This window comes from Klebsiella sp. KE9456 (genome assembly GCF_043832615.1).
Lineage (GTDB): Bacteria > Pseudomonadota > Gammaproteobacteria > Enterobacterales > Enterobacteriaceae > Klebsiella > Klebsiella indica.
In genome coordinates, this window is the sequence record NZ_JBDYQK010000019.1 from 1 (window position 1) to 19,058 (window position 19,058).

Here is a 19,058-nt window from a genome sequence, read left to right on the forward strand (position 1 = left end):
CTTTATCTGTTGTTTGTCGGTGAGCGCTCTCCTGAGGAGGACAAATCCGCCGGGAGCGGATTTGAACGTTGCGGAGCAACGGCCCGGAGGGTGGCGGGCAGGACGCCCGCCATAAACTGCCAGGCATTAAATAAGTGAAAAGGTCATCCTCACGGATGGCCTTTCAGATTGCTGACAAAGTGCGTTTTTCCGGAATTGCCCGGCGGCGCTTCGCTTGCGCGGGCCTACGAAAAACCCATAACATGATGATATTATTGGTTTTACATGCCAGGTAAGGCGATGGCCGCCACCCGGCAGAAATGCGAGCACAATATCTAAATCAGGTTTGTCATCAGCCTCAAAGGTCATCCTCACGGATGGCCTTTTTGCGTTTATACCGTCCGGGCACTGCCGGATGGCGGCTGCGCCTTATCCGGCTTACGTATGAACCAACACAAAGGCCTGCTCAGACTCACTTATCCTCATATTTCACTTCATCTTCGCCTGTGCGTTATCGTTAATCTTGAATGCTCCTGTCACGGAATAAAACGTGATAACCGTCACATATAAAATTATAACAATTGTATAACATTTTATTCACCAATTAATTTATCCAGATAATCTGCCACGCCCGACGAGACAGATTACAGTCTTTGCTGGAGTATAATTATAATGACAGAAAGTAGCATTAGCGCATGTAGAACGCCGGAGCACGGCGATACCCGACGTCGTATATGGGCAATTGTAGGAGCATCGTCAGGTAATCTGGTTGAATGGTTTGATTTTTATGTTTATTCATTTTGTTCACTCTATTTTGCCCACATCTTCTTTCCTTCCGGAAATACCACAACGCAATTGTTACAAACTGCAGGAGTATTTGCCGCAGGTTTCCTGATGCGTCCGATCGGCGGTTGGTTATTCGGGCGTATTGCCGATCGGCGCGGACGTAAAACTTCCATGCTCATCTCCGTTTGTATGATGTGTTTTGGTTCCCTGGTGATCGCATGCTTACCCGGTTATGCAACGATCGGGACCTGGGCCCCGGCACTGCTTCTGCTAGCGCGTTTATTTCAGGGACTGTCTGTCGGAGGAGAATATGGCACCAGTGCAACCTATATGAGTGAGGTTGCCGTTGAAGGTAAGAAAGGTTTTTATGCCTCATTTCAGTATGTCACTCTGATTGGAGGCCAGCTTCTGGCGGTACTTGTCGTTGTAGTTTTACAACAAATCCTCAGCAATGAAGATCTGCACGCCTGGGGATGGCGCATTCCCTTTGCGCTTGGCGCAGTGTTAGCTATCGTTGCCCTGTGGCTGCGGCGCCAATTGGACGAAACGTCTAAACAGGAAACGCGCGCGCTAAAAGAGGCGGGATCGTTTAAAGGATTATGGCGTAACCGCAAAGCATTTATTATGGTGCTGGGTTTCACTGCCGCTGGTTCATTGAGCTTTTATACTTTCACCACCTATATGCAAAAATACCTGGTCAATACCGCGGGCATGACGGTGGGTACCGCGAGTATGATTATGACCGCAGCCCTGTTGGTATATATGTTAGTTCAGCCGTTGTTTGGTGCGCTCTCGGATAAAATTGGCCGTCGCACCTCTATGCTCTGCTTTGGCGCATTAGTTACCCTGTTTACCGTTCCTGTCCTCAATGCATTACAACACGTAAGTTCGCCGTATGCGGCATTTGCCTTAGTGGTATGCGCGTTGCTGATCGTCAGTTTCTATACTTCAATTAGCGGGATTCTGAAGGCCGAAATGTTTCCGGCCCAGGTTCGGGCCTTAGGGGTTGGGTTATCTTACGCGGTTGCCAATGCATTATTTGGCGGTTCGGCAGAGTACGTTGCTCTGTCGTTAAAATCGGCCGGGATTGAGCACGCTTTCTACTGGTATGTCACCGTCATGGGGGCGATTGCTTTCCTGGTTTCCCTGACGTTGCACCGTAAAGGTAAGGGCCTGCGTTTGTAGAATTAATGATATGCCTGCAAATGTCAGAAAAAAGCCCCGTGGTACGGGGCAACAATTCAGAGAATGCGGCTGATCAAACGATCTATTCGGATTCGTCGCAGACGCCGGATCAGTTTGCGGACTTTCACCGGGTAGTCGGCAATACTTTGTAGATCACGATAGTGCTGGACGATCGTGGTATGTTGACGGATGAGATTTAGCTCTTTTTCACGCATTGCGCTAAGCTGATTCTCCGGGTCATGAATAAGAATGGCATTTTCCAGATCCAGGCGCCAGGCGCGAGGGTTTAGATTGTTACCGGTCAGCAGCATCCATTCGTCATCAACCCACATGCCTTTCAGGTGGTAGCTGTTATCGTCGTCCTTCCATAAACGGATAATCAATTGCCCACTGTTGACATAATACTGTAGTCGGCTCAGAAAACGCCGTAGATTGATTTCATAAAGATAGGGTAGCGCACCGATAATTTTAAACGGCTGATCTTCCGGAATATAGAAATCATTAGCGGTTTTATCACCGACGATAATTTCAACTTTTTTCCCGCCGCGTAACAGCTGGATGATATTACGCACCAGTAGAGCGGGCAGGTTGAAATAGGGAGTGCAGATAGTCAGTTTATGCTCGGTACAGGGCATCAGATGGAAGATTGTTTTATTCAGCAGGCTGGTCTTACCCAGACCAACGAGCGGCGTTACCGATAGCCGGTCTTCATCCGCATTCCCGAGGAAGTGGTAGCTGCTATCGCGAAGTTCCTGACGATACTGACGGATATCATTTTTGATTTCCGGGCTTTTTGGGCGATCGGATCTGTCAAGACGATTAACGCCACGGCCTTGTACCAGGTGCTGCTCAACCCAGTCGAACATCACATCGGCCATCTTGCTGTTGCGGATACACTGATAGCGATCGTAACGATATTTATCGTGCTGATGCAGGTAAACGTCATTCAGACTGGCGCCGCTATAGAGCACGCAATCATCAATGATAAAGCCTTTGAAGTGGAGAACCCCGAGCGCTTCACGGGTATTGACCGGAACGCCATAAACCGGGATATCGACACTAGGATTTTTCTGCGCCATGCGGCAATACCAGTCGGCATTGGTGTTTGATGCCGCGGCACCAATACGGCCGCGCTGGGCGCGATGCCAGTCCACCAGCACCCGAACATCCAGTTCAGGGCGCAGGCGCTTCGCATCATACAATGCCTGCAGAATTCCTTTGCCGCCATCATCCTGCTCCAGATAGAGCGCAATAATACAAATACGCTGGGTGGCCTGAGCTATCCTGGCCAGTAACGCTTGCCGAAAATCTGCCGGAGCGTAAAAGAACTCGATATCATCAACTGACTGATAAAGCTTAGGGAGTTGGGCAAGGTGTTGTTGATGTTTATTACGTTTAAATTTTGACAACATCACAGTGCGTTTCTTCTCTGTTTATTGAAGGGTCTTCTGTACCATGCAGACGACGTAAGCGGGCAATAATACCATTACTACCCGTTAAAGTAGTCAACAATTGCGCCCGGCTGTTTGTCATTGCTCAGATACAAGCTGAAGAGACAGACTGACAATCCCATCTTCAAGCTGAATATCAACCGAGAATCCCAGCTTTCTGGCGAGGCCGATCATGCCTTTATTATTCGGCATAGTGATGCCATTTAGCCGCTGAAGTCCATGGCTTTGTGTATAGGCAATCAGCTTTTCGAGTAGACGGCGGCCTAAACCCAGGCCTTTCAAGTCAGATCGCACCAGTACGGCGAACTCGGCATCAATATTATCCGGATCGGAGATTGCCCGCGTCACGCCGAGGATCTCATTCCCCGCCGTTGTGGAACGTACTGCGACAAAGGCCATTTCTCGATCGTAGTCGATCTGCGTCATATTGGCTAAGTCATCGTGCGTAAATTCGTTGATTTCGCTGAAGTAACGATAATAAAGATCTTCCTTCGTGACCTGGGCAATAAAGGCCAATAGCTGGGGTTCATCTTCCGGGAGGATTGGGCGGAACAGGCAGCGTTCACCATTCTTCATTATCACCCACTCTTCCAGTTGCTGCGGATAAGGGCGTATGGCCAGGCGGCTTTCTCTATCGCCAGTGAATGGGGACAGACTTAATGTTACGTCAAGCGCAGTGAATTCATGGCCGGAAGCCAGAAGAGGATGAATATCCAGACGCTGAATCTGCGGGCAATCGACAATTAAATTTGAGACCTGTACCAGCAGTTGGCTCAGGCCCGGAATATCCAGAGGGCGTAGCGCACTGCGCCCACGCACCTTTTTACTTTTGATGGCCTGAATAACCAGATAGCGCGCAAGGTTCATATTCAGCGGTGGCAGCGCGACAGCGGCCTGATCCTCCGCACGCCACTCCATGCCGCCTTCGCCCAGCATGATCAGCGGCCCGAAAACCGGATCGTGCTCCACAACCACCCGTAACTCCTGCGCCCCGGCGCGATTGGCCATGCTTTGCACCAGTAGCCCGTGAATGCGTGCCTGCGGCCAGGTCATTTTGACGCGATCGATAATGGCATCCGCCGCCTGCTGGACCTCGCTGGCGGTACGCAGATAAAGCATAACCCCCTGAACTTCCGACTTATGCGGAATATCCGGTGAACGGAGCTTCAGGGCCACAGGATAACCAATCTGCTCGGCAATATGCACAGCCTCGGCACTATCTGCGGCAATCCATGTTGGCAGGGTATGAATACCGTAAGCATGCAGGACAGGGCTCACTTCATGCGTGTCCAGCGACGTTGCGCCTTCGTCAATCGCACGCTGTAGCAAACTATGAGCTTCGGTGGAATTGGCGGTTAAGGAATTTGACAGTACCGGGGTTTCTCTGAGCTGTTTCTGGTTACGTCGATACTCCACCATATGCATAAAGGCGGTAATCGTCCCTTCGGGCGTGCGATAGGTTGGCAGACCAGCATCGCTAAACAGACGTCGGGCTTCCTGAGAGGAAAACTCACCACACCAGTTGGTGAGAACGGTGACGAACTTGCCGCGCGGATGACGCTTCAGGGCGTCAATGAGCGCCAGCGCGCTTTCTGTTCCTGGTGCGGCGGCGCTTGGTGAATGGATTACCAGTAGCGCATCGTAGTCATGGCTATCCAGCAGTACATTCAGCGCGTTGAGATAGTGCTCGCTACTGGCGTCATCGCGCAGATCCAGCGGGTTGGCGATGGCAATACCGTCAGGTAATGCCTGGCGGAGATTGTTGCAGGTTTCCTCGCTGAGAACGGCAAGTTTGCCGTTACGTAGCCAGAGTTCGTCGAGGGCCAGCGCTGCTGGCGCGGCGCCGTTACTGATAATCATCAGTTTCTCGCCGCGCAGAGGGCGCATGTGACTAAGGGTTTCGACCGCAGAAAAGAGTTCGTGTGTGTCCTGCACCCGCAGTAAGCCTGCGCGCTGAATAGCTGCGTCCCAGGCGGGATCCATACCGGAATTAACGTGCAGAAGCTTCTGTGCCGCCGGGCTGCGCCCACTTTTAATCACCAGGATGGGCTTGTTGCGCGATGCGCTACGGGCCGCTGAAACAAAACGTCGGGCATCGCTCAGGTGCTCAAGGTAGAGCAAAATAGCGCTGGTTTTACTGTCGCGCGCAAGGAAGTCGAGCAGGTCGTCAACATCAATATCCAGGCTATCGCCCAGGGCAATAAAGTAAGAAAACCCCATCTCGCGCTGCTGAGCCCAGTCGAGAATCGTGTTGGAGACCGCCGCTGATTGTGAGATAAACGCCAGTTTACCGCGATGAATCGGGACCGGTGAAAAACTGGCGTTGAGACCCTGCCAGGGAGCGAGAAGGCCCAGACTATTCGGCCCGAGCAGCCGCATTTGGTAGCGGGCGGCGCACTCAAGCAGAGCAGGATAGTGTTCGGGAATGGACGAGAGAATAATGCAGGTTTTACACCCTTTTTTCCCCAGTGCTTCCAGCAATTCAAGGTTTCTGCGGGCGTTAGTACAAAGCACAGCAAGATCGGGCGTGAAGGGCAGCGTATCGACGGTGGGCCAGGCCAGCACCCCGAGGACCGCTTTCCATGCCGGCGTCACCGGGAGAACCGGGCCGTTAAATCCGCCAGCCAGCAGGTTGCGCATCATCAGATAACCGGCGCGCTGTGGCTTCATGGATGCGCCAATAACGGCGATCGACTTTGGCCGCAGCAATGCTTCCAGGCCTCGTTGGCTCATACCGGTCTCCTTTGATCCGCAATGACCGAATGATTTTAAACGCTTTCTGGCAATTATGCTGTGATACTGCCCCTGTGCTGCGTTTTTCCTGCCAGGTAGCGTGTTCTGAATAAGCTAAAGTGATCGCCAAGCGCCGCGGCTGCGGTTTTATCCCCCGCGAGATCCAGCAGCGCAATCGCCACTTCGGCGGTGCAGTATTGCCCTTCCGCGTGAGCTTCCCGCAGTTGATAAGCGGAGATACGCGACAGGTCGACGGAAATCATCGGCAGCGCATCGAGCCACGGACTTTTGCGGAACATTTTTCGCGCTTCGGGCCAGGTGCCGTCAAGCATAATAAACAGCGGCGGTTTTCCCGGAGGCGGAGCATCAAGCACCTGGCGTTCAGTACCGGCATAAGAAGCCGGAAAAACCACCATCGGCTGGTATCGCGAGTCGGCGACTAAGTCGAGAAGCGCTTGTGGTGGTTCGGTGCGTGACCATTGAAATGCTTCCGTATCCGGCAGGATGTCAGCAATCAGCCGTCCGGTATTGCTGGGCTTCATTGGCTCGGTATCGAACATCACCAGACAAAAACGGCTGGCGGCAGTAGCCGGGGCGAGAGTGGCGCAGAGACACTGCTTCTGCGGGAGCAGGCAACCCTGGCAGCGAGGGATGCGGTTGCCGCGGGCAAGAAAAGGCCGGGTAGCGCGTGCGAGGCGTTCAGCGCGAAGGCGAAGGACAGCGTTATCAGTCATGGGGATCGCTAACAAAAGACGCCATTGTCGCAGAGGTGAAAACGGGGCACAAGCGGCGCCCCGTCTCGTTTACTGCTGGCCTGCTTCGTTTAGCCAGCTATCGAAAGGCGCTTTGGGGACGGCGCCGTTCAGCATATCGATAACCTGACCATTTTTGAACATCATAATGGTGGGGATACTGCGAATGCGGAAACGCGCGCTCAGTTCTCGTTCCACTTCGGTATTCACCTTCACGAAACGCATTTCGCCGCTGCGTTCTTCCGCCACATCTTCAAATACTGGCGCAAAGTTACGGCAAGGGCCGCACCACGGCGCCCAAAAATCGACAACAACAGGGAGATCGTCTTTCAGCAGTTTATCCAGCGTTGCCCCGGTCGCGTTGATCACATCGCCGTCAAAAAGATCGTGACCGCAGCGTCCGCATTTCGCGCCTTCAGCGCTACGATCGTCCGGGATGCGGTTCAGAGCCTGACAACTGGCACAAACGGTATTCATAACTAACCTCTGGTTATGGGTTGCAGCGCGGCACGTGGCCGATTTGTTTCTGTAATGTTACATATTATTGATGCTCAGATAATAAAGGACAATGAGTTTTATTCAATGAATACGATAGACTCCGGCTTTTAAATGAAATAATGGCTAAGTGATGGCACATCGGGTAATCTGCGCGCTTCGCGCAGCGCAGGTGGAGAAAATTGATGAGCGACGACGAACTGAAAAATAAAAGCGGCAAGGTCAAAGTGATGTATGTCCGCAGTGATGATGATTCTGACAGACGTACCCATAACCCACGAACCGGGAAAGGCGGGGGGCGTCCAGGAAAGTCTCGTGTTGACGGTCGTCACCGCCCTGCGCGCGATGAAAAAGAGGGCCGCGGCGGCGAGCGTAAACGTGATGAGCGCAAGCGTGAAGGTTTTGTCGGTGAGGGAACCTCTCCGTGGCGTACCGTATCCCGCGCGCCGGGTGATGACGCGCCGGTAAAAGTGGATCACGGCGGGATCAGCGGAAAAAGCTTTATCGATCCTGAAGTGCTGCGCCGCCAGCGTGCGGAAGAGACCCGCGTCTATGGTGAAAATGCCTGTCAGGCGCTTTTCCAGAGTCGTCCGGATGCCATCGTACGCGCCTGGTTTATTCAGAGTGTCACCCCGCGCTTCAAAGAAGCCCTGCGCTGGATGGCGGCTAATCGTAAAGCCTACCACGTGGTCGATGATGCAGAACTGGCGAAAGCGTCCGGCACTGAACATCATGGGGGCGTATGTTTCCTGATTAAAAAGCGGCACGGGACCTCGGTTGAACAGTGGGTGGCGAAAGCCGATGCTGAAGATTGCGTCCTGGCGCTGGAAGATGTCGGCAATCCGCATAACCTCGGCGCGATTATGCGCAGCTGCGCGCACTTCGGGGTGAAGGGGGTGATTGTGCAGGATGCGGGCGTTATGGAGTCCGGGGCTGCAATTCGTACCGCAGAAGGCGGCGCGGAACATGTTGAACCGATTACGGGCGACAGCTTTATCGATACGCTTGAGCGCTTCCGCAAAGCGGGTTATGCGATTGTTTCGACGTCGAGCCATAACGGAACGCCATTGTTTAAAGCCGAACTGCCGAAGAAAATGGTGCTGGTATTAGGTCAGGAAAATGATGGTCTGTCCGATGCCGCTATCTCCAGCGCCGATCTGAATGTGGTGATTGAAGGAACCGGCAATGTTGAAAGCCTGAACGTTTCCGTTGCGACCGGCGTGCTGCTGGCGGAATGGTGGCGTCAGAATAAAGCATGATGCCTTAGTCCAGAGTTAAAAATGCCAGCGTAATGCTGGCATTCTCATTTTGAATCTGGCTCTGCGTTATTCACTTTCAGCCGGCAGCCTGGGTACCCAGTCAATCGGCGTTTCACCGCGTTCCGCCAGCCACTGATTTGCCCGAACGAAATGATTGCTGCCGAAGAACCCGCGGTGAGCGGAGAGCGGCGAAGGATGAGGCGCTTTCAGCACGCAGTGGCGCTGGCGATCGATAATCGCGCCTTTCTTCTGGGCATGTGAACCCCACAGCAGAAACACAACGCCTTCCCGATGCTGGTTAATCAAGGAAATCACTTTATCCGTAAAGGTTTCCCATCCGAGGCTGGCGTGCGAGTGTGCCTGGCCTGCGCGTACCGTTAATACGGTATTGAGCAGCAGTACTCCCTGACGTGCCCAGCTTTCGAGATAGCCGTGATTCGGGCGCTGGAAGCCGGGTATTGTCCCTTCCAGTTCCTTGTACATATTCAGCAACGATGGCGGCGTCGCAATCCCTGGCCGAACGGAGAAAGCAAGGCCGTGAGCCTGTCCCGGCCCGTGGTAGGGGTCCTGGCCCAGAATCACCACTTTGACGTCGCTGAGTTCAGTGTAACGAAACGCGTTAAAGACATCTTTTTGCGGTGGGTAGATGGTGATTCCTGATTGGCGCTCTTCAGCTACGGTTTTCAGGGTATTGATAAAATAAGGCTGCTGTTTCTCTTCTGCCAGCACATCGTGCCAGGTTGATGGGGCGGTCATTTTGCTCTCCTGCAAAGTGTCATTGCCATAGCTTAACTGCATCTTTCAGCATCACAAAATTTGCGCCGCCAGATTGACGTTCTTCATGCAAATAAAATTGAAAATTTACAAATTTATTTAGCATTCACTGGGGCGTAACTTGATGTAAAACAATAATATCCGGTTATACCCATTTTTCTGGTGTGGTTTTTGTTGATTTAAATCAAAGAATGCCGGGTGTCCGGCTGATATATATACACTCATACAACAATGGTTTTACCAATTGGCCGAGAAGGCCAATAATCGATAAACACTGCCTGGGAGGCACCAAATGATTACTGGTATCCAAATTACTAAAGCTGCAAATGACGACCTGCTGAACTCTTTCTGGCTGCTGGATAGTGAAAAAGGCGAAGCCCGTTGCCTGTGTGCTAAAGCCGGTTTTGCTGAAGATGATGTGGTTGCGGTAAGCAACCTGGGTAAGATCGAATACCGTGAAATCCCGGTAGATGTGAAACCAGAAGTTCGTGTTGAAGGTGGTCAACACCTGAACGTGAACGTTCTGCGCCGTGAAACGCTGCTGGATGCGGTTGAACATCCGGAAAAATACCCACAGCTGACTATTCGTGTTTCTGGCTATGCGGTGCGTTTTAACTCTCTGACGCCGGAACAGCAGCGCGACGTTATCGCCCGTACTTTTACCGAAAGCCTGTAAGGTTCATTTGATGTGAAAACGCCGGGATATCATTCCCGGCGTTTTTTTACTCTTCGTTTGACTGCGGCGCCGTATCCGCGCTGGGTTTACGGCGCTTACCAATGTTTTTGGTATCGCGATGACGTTTCTTCACGCGCGGTTTCTCTTTATCTTTCTTTTTCTTCTCTGCACGCTTCGCTAAGACTTTTTTCGACGGTTTACCCGTTAGCTTCTCGCTTGGCGCGCGCGTTACCGGGCGCAACTCATCGATCACGCGGGCCTTTAACGGTTCTTCAATATAGCGGCTAATTTTCCCCAGCAACAGGTGATCGTGGGCTTCAACCAGAGAAATTGCCGTTCCTTTTTTACCTGCGCGCCCGGTACGACCGATACGATGCAGATAGATATCCGCCGTACGCGGCAGATCGAAGTTGATGACGTGGCTGACGTCGGGAATATCAATACCGCGGGCGGCAACATCGGTAGCAATTAACACGTTAATACGGCCATCCGTCAGGCGATTAATCGCTTCGTTGCGCTTCATCTGCACCATTTCGCCTTCCAGCCAGCAGGTATTAATACCCGCTTCACGTAGCCAGCCAGCCAGTTCATGAACACGCTCACGCTTGCGTACAAAGACGATAGAACGCGTCGCTTCTGGCTGTTTCAGAAGATGGACGAGCAATGCGGTCTTATGTTTAATGTCATCGGCGCGGTAATACCACTGGTGAATCTTTTTGCGTTCACGAGTAGAAGGGTTAGCAGAGACCTCAACCGGCTCGTCCAGCAGACGCTCAGCAAAATCCTTAATTGCATCGCCTTCGAGGGTGGCGGAGAACAGCATGGTCTGCTTACGCCAGCGGGTTTCACCGGCAATGTGTTCGATATCCTGCGCAAAGCCCATGTCCAGCATACGGTCCGCTTCATCAAGAATCAGCGTTTCAACGGCACGGCAGTCGAAGTTCTCTTCTTTAATATATTGCAGCAGACGGCCCGTTGTGGCGACAACGATGTCCTGATTCTCGCTAAACACTTCGGCGTGATTCATATATGCGACACCGCCGGTGATCGTGGCGATATCCAGATGGGTATGTTTTGCTAACTCACGCGCATGGTCGGCAACCTGCATTGCCAGCTCGCGGGTCGGGGTCAGGATCAGAATGCGCGGCGGACCAGACTTCTTGCGCGGAAAATCGAGCAGATGCTGCAACGCGGGCAGGAGATACGCCGCTGTTTTACCCGTACCGGTTGGCGCTGAACCGAGGATATCACAGCCATCAAGCGCAGGCGGAATAGCGGCGGCCTGAATGGCGGTCGGGCGTGTGAAACCTTTATCCTGGAGTGCGTCCAGCAGGTTTTCGTCGAGTTCGAGTTCGGAAAAAGTCGTTACAGTCATGATCTACCTCTGAGTGGACCGCCGATTATAGACGTTACCGACGCAATGTTCATCTGTTTGTAAGGCTATCTGTTCTCCGGTATTGTTCATAGCCTTAAGCTCAGGAGTTTTTTGCCCGCAAGGTTATTCAGGATGTCTCAGTCGAAGTTTGCGCTGCCGCGCAATGGTTTTACCTTTAAACAATTCTTTATCGCTCACGATCGATGTGCAATGAAAGTGGGTACAGACGGTATTTTACTTGGCGCATGGGCACCGATAGCTCAGGTAAAGCGCGTGCTGGATATCGGCACCGGCAGCGGCCTGCTGGCGCTGATGCTCGCGCAGCGAACCGGGGAAACTGTCATTGTTGATGCGGTAGAGCTGGAACAAGAGGCGGCGGAACAGGCGCGAGAAAACGCGGTGAATTCTCCATGGGGCAGGCGTATCCAGATCCACCAGGCGGATATTCAGCAATGGCAGCCGCCGCAAACCCGGCGTTATGAACTGATTGTCAGCAATCCGCCTTTTTTCGTGGAAGGCGTACCCTGCGCAACCTTGCAGCGCGAGCAGGCCCGTTATACCACTTCGCTCGATCACGCGACGTTGTTAACCTGCGCCGCTGAGTTCATTACCGAAGAGGGCTTTTTCTGCGTTGTGCTTCCGGTCGATATTGGTAACGCGTTTGTGCAGCGGGCACAGAATATGGGCTGGCATCTGCGTTTACGTACTGATGTTGCGGAAACGGACGTGCGCCCGCCACATCGGGTTCTGTTGGCGTTTTCACCAACGGCGGGGGAGGCGTGTTTTAGCGATCGCCTGGTTATCCGTGGGCCAGAGCAGCAATATTCCGAAGGATTTACCGCGCTGACCCAGGATTTTTATCTTTTTATGTGATCCAGCGGAGAGAGCACTGACGGCCCGCTGTTCGTCAGTTGGTCAGGATAATCCAGCGTATAGTGAAGCCCGCGGCTCTCTTTACGCAACATGGCGCAGCGAACAATCAGTTCGGCAACCTGAACCAGGTTACGTAACTCCAGCAAATTATTGGAGACACGGAAGCGGGCATAGTATTCATCAAGCTCCTGTTGCAGCATATTGATGCGGCGCAGGGCGCGCTCCAGGCGGCGGGTCGTGCGCACAATGCCGACATAATCCCACATCAGTAAGCGCAGCTCGTGCCAGTTGTGTTGGATGACCACCAGCTCGTCAGGGATTTCGACCTGGCTTTCGTCCCACGACGGCAGCGCATTGACCGCCTGGGCGAAAGGTATGCGTTTAACGATATCTTCAGCAGCGGACCAGCCGTAGACAAGGCATTCAAGCAGCGAGTTTGAGGCCATGCGATTAGCGCCATGTAATCCGGTATAGCTAACTTCGCCGATGGCGTACAGGCCATCGACATCGGTGCGTCCGTTATCATCAATCATCACCCCGCCGCAGGTATAGTGGGCCGCGGGAACGACAGGCACCGGTTCTTTTGTCAGATCGATACCCAGTCCCTGCAGCTTTTCGTCGATCATCGGGAAGTGATGGCGAATAAATTCCGCCGGTTTATGGCTGATATCAAGATACATGCAGTCAGCACCAAGACGCTTCATTTCATGGTCGATGGCGCGGGCAACGATGTCTCGCGGCGCCAGTTCGCCGCGCTCGTCAAAATCCGGCATAAACCGTGTGCCGTCCGGGCGTTTTAACAAGGCGCCTTCGCCACGCAGCGCTTCAGTCAGCAGGAAATTGCGCGCTTGCGGATGATATAACGCGGTAGGGTGAAACTGATTAAATTCAAGGTTGGCGACCCGACAGCCCGCTCGCCAGGCCATAGCGATGCCATCGCCGGAGGAGACGTCTGGATTTGTTGTATATTGATAGACTTTAGCCGCGCCGCCGGTCGCCAGCACCACCGCTTTCGCGCGACAGGTTTCAACCGCTTCTTTATTACGATTCCAGATCCAGGCGCCCACAACGCGACGTGTCCCCGGCAGGCCGATTTTATCAGAGAGAATCAGATCAACGGCGTTGTTGCGCTCCAGCACATGGATGTTGGGATGCGCCAGCGCCTGACTGACCAGGGTGGTCTCAACAGCTTTCCCCGTTGCATCGGCAGCGTGGAGAATTCGACGATGGCTATGACCTCCTTCACGGGTCAGGTGATAGCTCTCTTCGCCATTCGCCTGAACCTGGGTATCGAACAGTACGCCCTGATCGATAAGCCACTGCACACAGGCTTTCGCATGACTGGCGACAAAAGAGACCGCATGACGATCGCAAAGACCCGCACCGGCAATCAACGTATCTTCAATGTGGGATTCTATGCTGTCGGTTTCATCAAAGACAGCGGCGATCCCGCCCTGCGCGTAGAGCGTTGAACCTTCGCTGACAGGGCCTTTGCTCAGCACCGCGACCGAACAGTGTTTCGCCAGGCGTAGGGCAAGGGATAAACCGGCAGCGCCGCTACCGATAATCAACACATCACAGGAGACATCAGGCGTTGTATTCATGGTTTTTGTTTAATTTACTAAACATGGTTGCTGAACAATAGCACCTGAAGGCGATAGTTTGTACATTTTTTTTGTCGCGTGTTGTGACGGCTAAACATAGCGCCTGAATCCAGCGGGCGGTAAATTTAAATGAAAGACACGTTTTACGCCGCCGCTGGCTGGCATCTGGATTTTATAGTGAAATAAAAGCTGGGTTACGCTACCCTTCTGGCGGGTCCTGCGCTTTTTCTTATTATCTTACATATCGTTTAGCAACCGGGACATATAATGAGAGATAACAACCTGTCAGCGGCTGCAAGACGAAAAACACAGGCGTAACGGAACTTTATTGTTTTCAGATACTCCAACCCACAGCTTGCTCATTTATGCAGTAATTGGGTGGTGTTTTTGAATTCACATGGGAATTGGGTTTGGGGAGACATTACCTCGGATGAGCGAGCAGTTAACGGATCAGGTCCTTGTTGAGCGGGTCCAGAAAGGAGATCAGAAAGCATTTAATTTGCTGGTGGTGCGTTACCAGCATAAGGTTGCAAGTCTGGTTTCCCGCTACGTGCCGCCGGGCGATATCGCTGACGTTGTTCAGGAGTCGTTCGTAAAAGCATGGCGTGCGCTGGATTCTTTCCGGGGGGATAGTGCTTTTTATACCTGGTTGTATCGCATTGCCGTCAATACGGCGAAGAATTATCTGGTTGCTCAGGGGCGCCGTCCGCCATCCAGCGATGTTGATGCTAATGATGCTGAAAACTTCGAAAGCGGCGGGGCGTTGAAAGAAATTTCGAACCCTGAGAACTTAATGTTGTCAGAAGAGCTGAGACAAATCGTTTTTCGTACCATCGAATCGCTGCCGGAAGATTTACGCATGGCGATTACGTTGCGGGAGCTGGATGGCATGAGCTATGAAGAAATAGCCGCCATCATGGATTGTCCGGTGGGCACCGTGCGTTCGCGCATCTTCCGGGCGCGGGAAGCTATTGATAATAAAGTTCAACCGCTAATCAGGCGTTGACGATAGCGGAATACTGGAAAAGGGTATCAGGTATGCAGAAAGAAAAACTTTCGGCCTTAATGGATGGCGAGGCGCTGGATAACGAGCTGCTCAATGAGCTGGGTCGTTCATCTGAAATGCAAAAAACCTGGGAGAGTTACCATCTCATCCGCGATACGCTGCGCGGCGATACGACTGAGGTGCTCCATTTCGACATCTCCGCTCGCGTTATGGCTGCGATTGAAAACGAGCCCGCTCGTCATTCGGTTCCTCTTATTCCTGAATCTCAACCTACACCGCATCAGTGGCGCAAGATGCCCTTCTGGCAAAAATTGCGTCCATGGGCCAGTTCGCTCACTCAAATGGGCGTCGCGGCGTGCGTATCCCTTGCGGTGATTGTCGGCGTTCAACAGTATAATGGCCAGGCGGATTCTTCTCAGCAGCCCGAGGCGCCGGTATTTAATACTCTGCCGATGATGGGTAAAGCCAGCCCGGTCAGTCTGGGCGTACCTGCGGATGCGTCAGCAGGAAGCGGTCAGCAGGCTCAGGTGCAGGAACAGCGCCGCAGAATTAATGCTATGCTGCAGGACTATGAATTGCAGCGTCGCCTGCATGCTGAACAGCTTCAGTTTGGTCAGGCCCAGACTCAGCAAGCTGCTATTCAGGTGCCAGGCTATCAAACTTTAGGAACGCAATCGCAGTAATGAAGCAATTTTGGTGTGCCATGTCGCTCATGGCAGGCAGTCTGTTTTTCTCCGTCAACGCCTCGGCTGATGCATCGTCCGGGGCGTTGTTGCAGCAGATGAACCTGGCCAGTCAGTCCCTCAATTACGAGCTTTCGTTCGTCAGCATCAACAAGCAGGGCGTTGAGTCGTTGCGTTATCGACACGCAAAACTGAATAATCGCCCTCTCGCTCAGCTGTTACAGCTCGACGGGCCTCGTCGTGAAGTGGTGCTGCGTGGCACGGAAATTAGCTATTTTGAACCGGGCCTTGATCCGTTCACTCTGAACGGTGACTATATTGTTGATTCCCTGCCTTCACTGGTGTATAGCGACTTTAAACGGCTGGCGGCTTATTACGACTTTATCTCCGTCGGGCGTACGCGCATCGCCGATCGCTTATGCGATGTCGTCCGCGTCGTTGCGCGTGACGGTACGCGTTACAGCTATATCGCCTGGTTAGATGTTGAAACGAAGCTACCGCTACGCATTGATTTGCTTGATCGCGATGGTGAAACGCTTGAGCAATTCCGCGTCGTCGCGTTTAACGTCGGCGATAACGTGAGCGCCAGTATGGAAACGCTGGCTAAGGCGAGTCTTCCCCCGCAACTGTCCGTTCCGGAGAGTAGTAATAAGGCCAACTTTAACTGGGCGCCAACCTGGCTGCCGCAGGGCGTTACCGAGGTGTCCAGCAGCCGACGCCGTCTACCCACTTTCGATGGCCCGGTAGAATCGCGGCTGTATTCCGATGGGTTGTTTAGTTTCTCTATCAATATCAATCACGCCACGGCAAACAGCAGCGATCAGCTCCTGCGTACCGGCCGTCGTACCGTAAGCACCACCGTGCGCGATAATGCAGAGATAACCATTGTTGGCGAGCTACCGCCGCAAACCGCGAAGCGTATTGCCGACAGTATTAAATTCGGGGCAGCACAATGATCAAAGAGTGGGCGACGGTTGTTTCCTGGAGTAACGGCATTGCGCAGGTGCACTGCGATGTTAAGGCATCCTGCAGTAGCTGCGCTTCCCGCGCCGGTTGCGGTAGTCGGGTGCTGAATAAGCTTGGTCCGCAAACCAGTCATACCATTAGCGTTCCATATGAACAACCGTTGTCGGGCGGGCAAAAAGTGGAACTGGGTATTGCGGAGAGCAGCCTGCTGGGGTCAGCGATGTTGGTCTATATGGTGCCGTTAGTCGGGCTATTCGTGATGGCGTCGATATTCCAGTTTCTGTTTGCCAATGACTTCGCTTCGCTGTGTGGGGCAATTCTGGGGGGCGTTGGCGGGTTTTTGCTGGCTCGTGGTCTTTCAGCGGGCTTAGCCACCCGGCAGTCATGGCAGCCGGTCATTCTTAGCGTTGGTTTGCCGCCAGATTTAGTCCGTGTTGAGACACCTTCCTCACCATTGGGTCAGTGATTTCACTGGCCCTTATCTTTACTTACAACTCCTGCAAGATCTCGTCATTTACTCCGGTTATGCTAGCGGTAAGAGCATTTCCTGGTTTCGTGGATGTAGTGTAGAATGCGGCGTTTTCGGATTAAAAAACGTCAGGCGCAGAACTGCGGCCTCATGATACGCGTAAGGCATAATTAACTCTAAATATGAAGAATATACGTAACTTTTCCATCATCGCCCACATCGACCACGGTAAGTCGACGTTGTCTGATCGTATTATCCAGATTTGCGGTGGCCTGTCCGATCGTGAAATGGCGGCTCAGGTTCTGGACTCCATGGATCTTGAACGTGAGCGCGGTATCACTATTAAGGCGCAGAGCGTTACGCTGGATTATAAAGCGACTGATGGCGAGACCTATCAGCTGAACTTTATCGACACCCCTGGTCACGTCGATTTCTCTTATGAAGTTTCCCGTTCCCTTGCGGCCTGTGAAGGCGCTTTGCTGGTGGTTGACGCCGGTCAGGGCGTTGAAGCCCAGACGCTGGCTAACTGTTATACGGCGATGGAAATGGATCTCGAAGTGGTACCGGTCCTGAACAAAATCGACCTGCCTGCGGCCGATCCGGAACGCGTGGCGGAAGAGATTGAAGACATCGTAGGTATTGACGCTACTGATGCGGTGCGCTGTTCGGCGAAGACCGGCGTTGGCGTACCGGATGTGCTGGAGCGTCTGGTACGGGATATTCCGCCGCCGGAGGGTGACCCGGAAGCGCCGCTACAGGCGTTGATTATCGACTCCTGGTTTGATAACTACCTCGGCGTTGTCTCCCTGGTGCGTATCAAAAACGGCACCATGCGCAAAGGCGATAAAATCAAGGTGATGAGTACCGGGCAGGTGTATAACGCCGATCGTCTGGGTATTTTCACGCCGAAGCAGATTGACCGTACTGAACTGGAATGCGGTGAGGTTGGCTGGCTGGTTTGCGCGATTAAAGATATTCTCGGCGCGCCGGTTGGCGATACGCTGACGCTCGCCCGTAACCCGGCGGAAAAAGCGCTGCCGGGCTTTAAAAAGGTCAAACCGCAGGTTTATGCCGGCCTGTTCCCGGTAAGCTCGGATGATTATGAAAACTTCCGCGACGCGCTGGGCAAACTGAGCCTCAACGATGCGTCTCTGTTTTATGAGCCGGAAAGCTCAACTGCGCTGGGCTTTGGTTTCCGCTGTGGCTTCCTCGGCCTGCTGCATATGGAGATCATCCAGGAGCGCCTGGAGCGTGAATACGATCTGGATCTGATCACCACCGCGCCAACGGTAGTCTATGAAATCGAAACCACCTCAAAAGAAGTGATCTACGTTGATAGCCCGTCTAAGCTGCCGCCGTTGAACAATATCCTGGAGTTGCGCGAACCGATCGCCGAATGTCATATGCTGCTGCCGCAGGAGTATCTCGGCAACGTGATTACCCTGTGTGTGGAAAAGCGCGGTGTGCAAACCAACATGGTTTACCACGGTAATCAGGTTGCGCTGACCTATGAAATCCCAATGGCGGAAGTGGTGCTCGACTTCTTTGATCGTCTGAAGTCTACCTCGCGTGGCTATGCGTCGCTGGACTATAACTTCAAGCGTTTCCAGGCTTCCAACATGGTGCGCGTGGATGTGCTGATCAATGGCGAACGCGTTGATGCGCTGGCGCTGATCACCCACAACGATAACGCGCCGTATCGTGGCCGCGAGCTGGTTGAGAAGATGAAAGATCTGATCCCGCGCCAGCAGTTTGATATTGCTATCCAGGCCGCTATCGGCAACCACATTATTGCCCGCTCCACCGTTAAACAACTGCGTAAAAACGTGCTGGCGAAATGCTACGGCGGCGACGTCAGTCGTAAGAAGAAACTGCTGCAGAAGCAGAAAGAAGGTAAGAAGCGTATGAAGCAAGTGGGTAACGTTGAATTGCCGCAGGAAGCGTTCCTCGCCATTCTGCACGTTGGTAAAGACGGTAAATAACCTTAAGGAG

The 19,058-nt window shown here is 53.0% G+C and carries 17 protein-coding genes; 10 read left to right on the forward strand and 7 right to left on the reverse strand.

Features of this window, described 5'->3' with window-relative positions:
* Window positions 1-651 precede the first annotated feature (651 nt).
* Window positions 652-1,950 (forward strand): MFS family transporter, encoded by a 1,299-nt coding sequence (locus tag ABK821_RS18360; RefSeq protein WP_138361000.1) that lies wholly within the window; start codon window positions 652-654, stop codon window positions 1,948-1,950.
* 56 nt (window positions 1,951-2,006) lie between these two features.
* On the opposite strand, the gene pssA is transcribed toward ABK821_RS18360, so the two are convergent.
* The 4 genes from pssA to trxC form a co-directional block, all read right to left on the reverse strand.
* The gene (gene pssA, locus ABK821_RS18365; protein WP_395034068.1) at window positions 2,007-3,362 is read right to left on the reverse strand and encodes a CDP-diacylglycerol--serine O-phosphatidyltransferase; all 1,356 of its coding nucleotides are present in this window, start codon (window positions 3,360-3,362) and stop codon (window positions 2,007-2,009) included.
* A gap of 117 nt (window positions 3,363-3,479) precedes the next feature.
* The gene (gene pat / locus ABK821_RS18370) at window positions 3,480-6,134 is read right to left on the reverse strand and encodes a protein lysine acetyltransferase (protein WP_142502410.1); all 2,655 of its coding nucleotides are present in this window, start codon (window positions 6,132-6,134) and stop codon (window positions 3,480-3,482) included.
* A 53-nt stretch (window positions 6,135-6,187) separates the two neighbouring features.
* Entirely contained in the window at window positions 6,188-6,868 is a 681-nt protein-coding gene (gene tapT / locus ABK821_RS18375) for a tRNA-uridine aminocarboxypropyltransferase (protein WP_138361002.1), read from the reverse strand.
* Window positions 6,869-6,937: 69 nt separating this feature from the next.
* Window positions 6,938-7,363 (reverse strand): thioredoxin TrxC, encoded by a 426-nt coding sequence (trxC, locus tag ABK821_RS18380; RefSeq protein WP_138361003.1) that lies wholly within the window; start codon window positions 7,361-7,363, stop codon window positions 6,938-6,940.
* Window positions 7,364-7,566: 203 nt separating this feature from the next.
* Here trxC and ABK821_RS18385 point away from each other — a divergent pair, with 203 nt between their 5' ends.
* Window positions 7,567-8,640, forward strand: coding sequence for a tRNA/rRNA methyltransferase (locus tag ABK821_RS18385; RefSeq protein ID WP_395034018.1), 1,074 nt, complete (start codon window positions 7,567-7,569; stop codon window positions 8,638-8,640).
* 66 nt (window positions 8,641-8,706) lie between these two features.
* Here ABK821_RS18385 and ung read toward each other — a convergent pair whose 3' ends face one another.
* Window positions 8,707-9,396 (reverse strand): uracil-DNA glycosylase, encoded by a 690-nt coding sequence (ung, locus tag ABK821_RS18390; protein WP_142502408.1) that lies wholly within the window; start codon window positions 9,394-9,396, stop codon window positions 8,707-8,709.
* Between the two features lie 310 nt (window positions 9,397-9,706).
* On the opposite strand from ung, the gene grcA reads away from it, so the two are divergent.
* The gene (gene grcA / locus ABK821_RS18395; RefSeq protein WP_138361006.1) at window positions 9,707-10,090 is read left to right on the forward strand and encodes an autonomous glycyl radical cofactor GrcA; all 384 of its coding nucleotides are present in this window, start codon (window positions 9,707-9,709) and stop codon (window positions 10,088-10,090) included.
* A gap of 46 nt (window positions 10,091-10,136) precedes the next feature.
* On the opposite strand, the gene srmB is transcribed toward grcA, so the two are convergent.
* Window positions 10,137-11,465, reverse strand: coding sequence for an ATP-dependent RNA helicase SrmB (srmB, locus tag ABK821_RS18400; RefSeq protein ID WP_138361007.1), 1,329 nt, complete (start codon window positions 11,463-11,465; stop codon window positions 10,137-10,139).
* A gap of 132 nt (window positions 11,466-11,597) precedes the next feature.
* On the opposite strand from srmB, the gene ABK821_RS18405 reads away from it, so the two are divergent.
* Complete coding sequence (locus ABK821_RS18405; protein WP_138361008.1) at window positions 11,598-12,338, forward strand: tRNA1(Val) (adenine(37)-N6)-methyltransferase; 741 nt, start codon at window positions 11,598-11,600, stop codon at window positions 12,336-12,338.
* On the opposite strand, the gene nadB is transcribed toward ABK821_RS18405, so the two are convergent.
* The gene (gene nadB, locus ABK821_RS18410; protein ID WP_343178796.1) at window positions 12,323-13,942 is read right to left on the reverse strand and encodes an L-aspartate oxidase; all 1,620 of its coding nucleotides are present in this window, start codon (window positions 13,940-13,942) and stop codon (window positions 12,323-12,325) included. The two genes, ABK821_RS18405 and nadB, sit on opposite strands and share 16 nt — an antisense overlap.
* A gap of 292 nt (window positions 13,943-14,234) precedes the next feature.
* Between nadB and rseD the strand changes: the two genes are divergently transcribed.
* The 6 genes from rseD to lepA all read left to right on the forward strand — a co-directional run bounded on the left by rseD (window position 14,235) and on the right by lepA (window position 19,048).
* Window positions 14,235-14,333, forward strand: coding sequence for a rpoE leader peptide RseD (rseD, locus tag ABK821_RS18415; RefSeq protein WP_395034070.1), 99 nt, complete (start codon window positions 14,235-14,237; stop codon window positions 14,331-14,333).
* A 39-nt stretch (window positions 14,334-14,372) separates the two neighbouring features.
* Window positions 14,373-14,948: an RNA polymerase sigma factor RpoE gene (rpoE, locus tag ABK821_RS18420; protein WP_004104583.1), complete on the forward strand. Its 576-nt coding sequence runs from the start codon at window positions 14,373-14,375 to the stop codon at window positions 14,946-14,948.
* Window positions 14,949-14,980: 32 nt separating this feature from the next.
* On the forward strand, window positions 14,981-15,631 hold the full coding sequence (rseA, locus tag ABK821_RS18425; RefSeq protein WP_138361010.1) for an anti-sigma-E factor RseA: 651 nt from the start codon (window positions 14,981-14,983) through the stop codon (window positions 15,629-15,631).
* A complete protein-coding gene (rseB, locus tag ABK821_RS18430; protein ID WP_138361011.1) occupies window positions 15,631-16,587 on the forward strand; it encodes a sigma-E factor regulatory protein RseB in 957 nt (318 codons plus the stop codon). The genes rseA and rseB overlap by 1 nt, the downstream gene beginning before the upstream one ends.
* A complete protein-coding gene (gene rseC / locus ABK821_RS18435; protein ID WP_138361012.1) occupies window positions 16,584-17,063 on the forward strand; it encodes a SoxR-reducing system protein RseC in 480 nt (159 codons plus the stop codon). The genes rseB and rseC overlap by 4 nt, the downstream gene beginning before the upstream one ends.
* A gap of 185 nt (window positions 17,064-17,248) precedes the next feature.
* On the forward strand, window positions 17,249-19,048 hold the full coding sequence (lepA, locus tag ABK821_RS18440) for a translation elongation factor 4 (protein ID WP_308561081.1): 1,800 nt from the start codon (window positions 17,249-17,251) through the stop codon (window positions 19,046-19,048).
* Window positions 19,049-19,058 lie beyond the last annotated feature (10 nt).

What these genes read in the sequence shown, in the direction of transcription:
- ABK821_RS18360 (WP_138361000.1), top strand. Translation starts at nt 652, where the DNA reads ATGACAGAAAGTAGCATTAGCGCATGTAGAACGCCGGAGCACGGCGAT.
- pssA (WP_395034068.1), bottom strand. Translation starts at nt 3,362, where the DNA reads ATGTTGTCAAAATTTAAACGTAATAAACATCAACAACACCTTGCCCAA.
- pat (WP_142502410.1), bottom strand. Translation starts at nt 6,134, where the DNA reads ATGAGCCAACGAGGCCTGGAAGCATTGCTGCGGCCAAAGTCGATCGCC.
- tapT (WP_138361002.1), bottom strand. Translation starts at nt 6,868, where the DNA reads ATGACTGATAACGCTGTCCTTCGCCTTCGCGCTGAACGCCTCGCACGC.
- trxC (WP_138361003.1), bottom strand. Translation starts at nt 7,363, where the DNA reads ATGAATACCGTTTGTGCCAGTTGTCAGGCTCTGAACCGCATCCCGGAC.
- ABK821_RS18385 (WP_395034018.1), top strand. Translation starts at nt 7,567, where the DNA reads ATGAGCGACGACGAACTGAAAAATAAAAGCGGCAAGGTCAAAGTGATG.
- ung (WP_142502408.1), bottom strand. Translation starts at nt 9,396, where the DNA reads ATGACCGCCCCATCAACCTGGCACGATGTGCTGGCAGAAGAGAAACAG.
- grcA (WP_138361006.1), top strand. Translation starts at nt 9,707, where the DNA reads ATGATTACTGGTATCCAAATTACTAAAGCTGCAAATGACGACCTGCTG.
- srmB (WP_138361007.1), bottom strand. Translation starts at nt 11,465, where the DNA reads ATGACTGTAACGACTTTTTCCGAACTCGAACTCGACGAAAACCTGCTG.
- ABK821_RS18405 (WP_138361008.1), top strand. Translation starts at nt 11,598, where the DNA reads ATGTCTCAGTCGAAGTTTGCGCTGCCGCGCAATGGTTTTACCTTTAAA.
- nadB (WP_343178796.1), bottom strand. Translation starts at nt 13,942, where the DNA reads ATGAATACAACGCCTGATGTCTCCTGTGATGTGTTGATTATCGGTAGC.
- rpoE (WP_004104583.1), top strand. Translation starts at nt 14,373, where the DNA reads ATGAGCGAGCAGTTAACGGATCAGGTCCTTGTTGAGCGGGTCCAGAAA.
- rseA (WP_138361010.1), top strand. Translation starts at nt 14,981, where the DNA reads ATGCAGAAAGAAAAACTTTCGGCCTTAATGGATGGCGAGGCGCTGGAT.
- rseB (WP_138361011.1), top strand. Translation starts at nt 15,631, where the DNA reads ATGAAGCAATTTTGGTGTGCCATGTCGCTCATGGCAGGCAGTCTGTTT.
- rseC (WP_138361012.1), top strand. Translation starts at nt 16,584, where the DNA reads ATGATCAAAGAGTGGGCGACGGTTGTTTCCTGGAGTAACGGCATTGCG.
- lepA (WP_308561081.1), top strand. Translation starts at nt 17,249, where the DNA reads ATGAAGAATATACGTAACTTTTCCATCATCGCCCACATCGACCACGGT.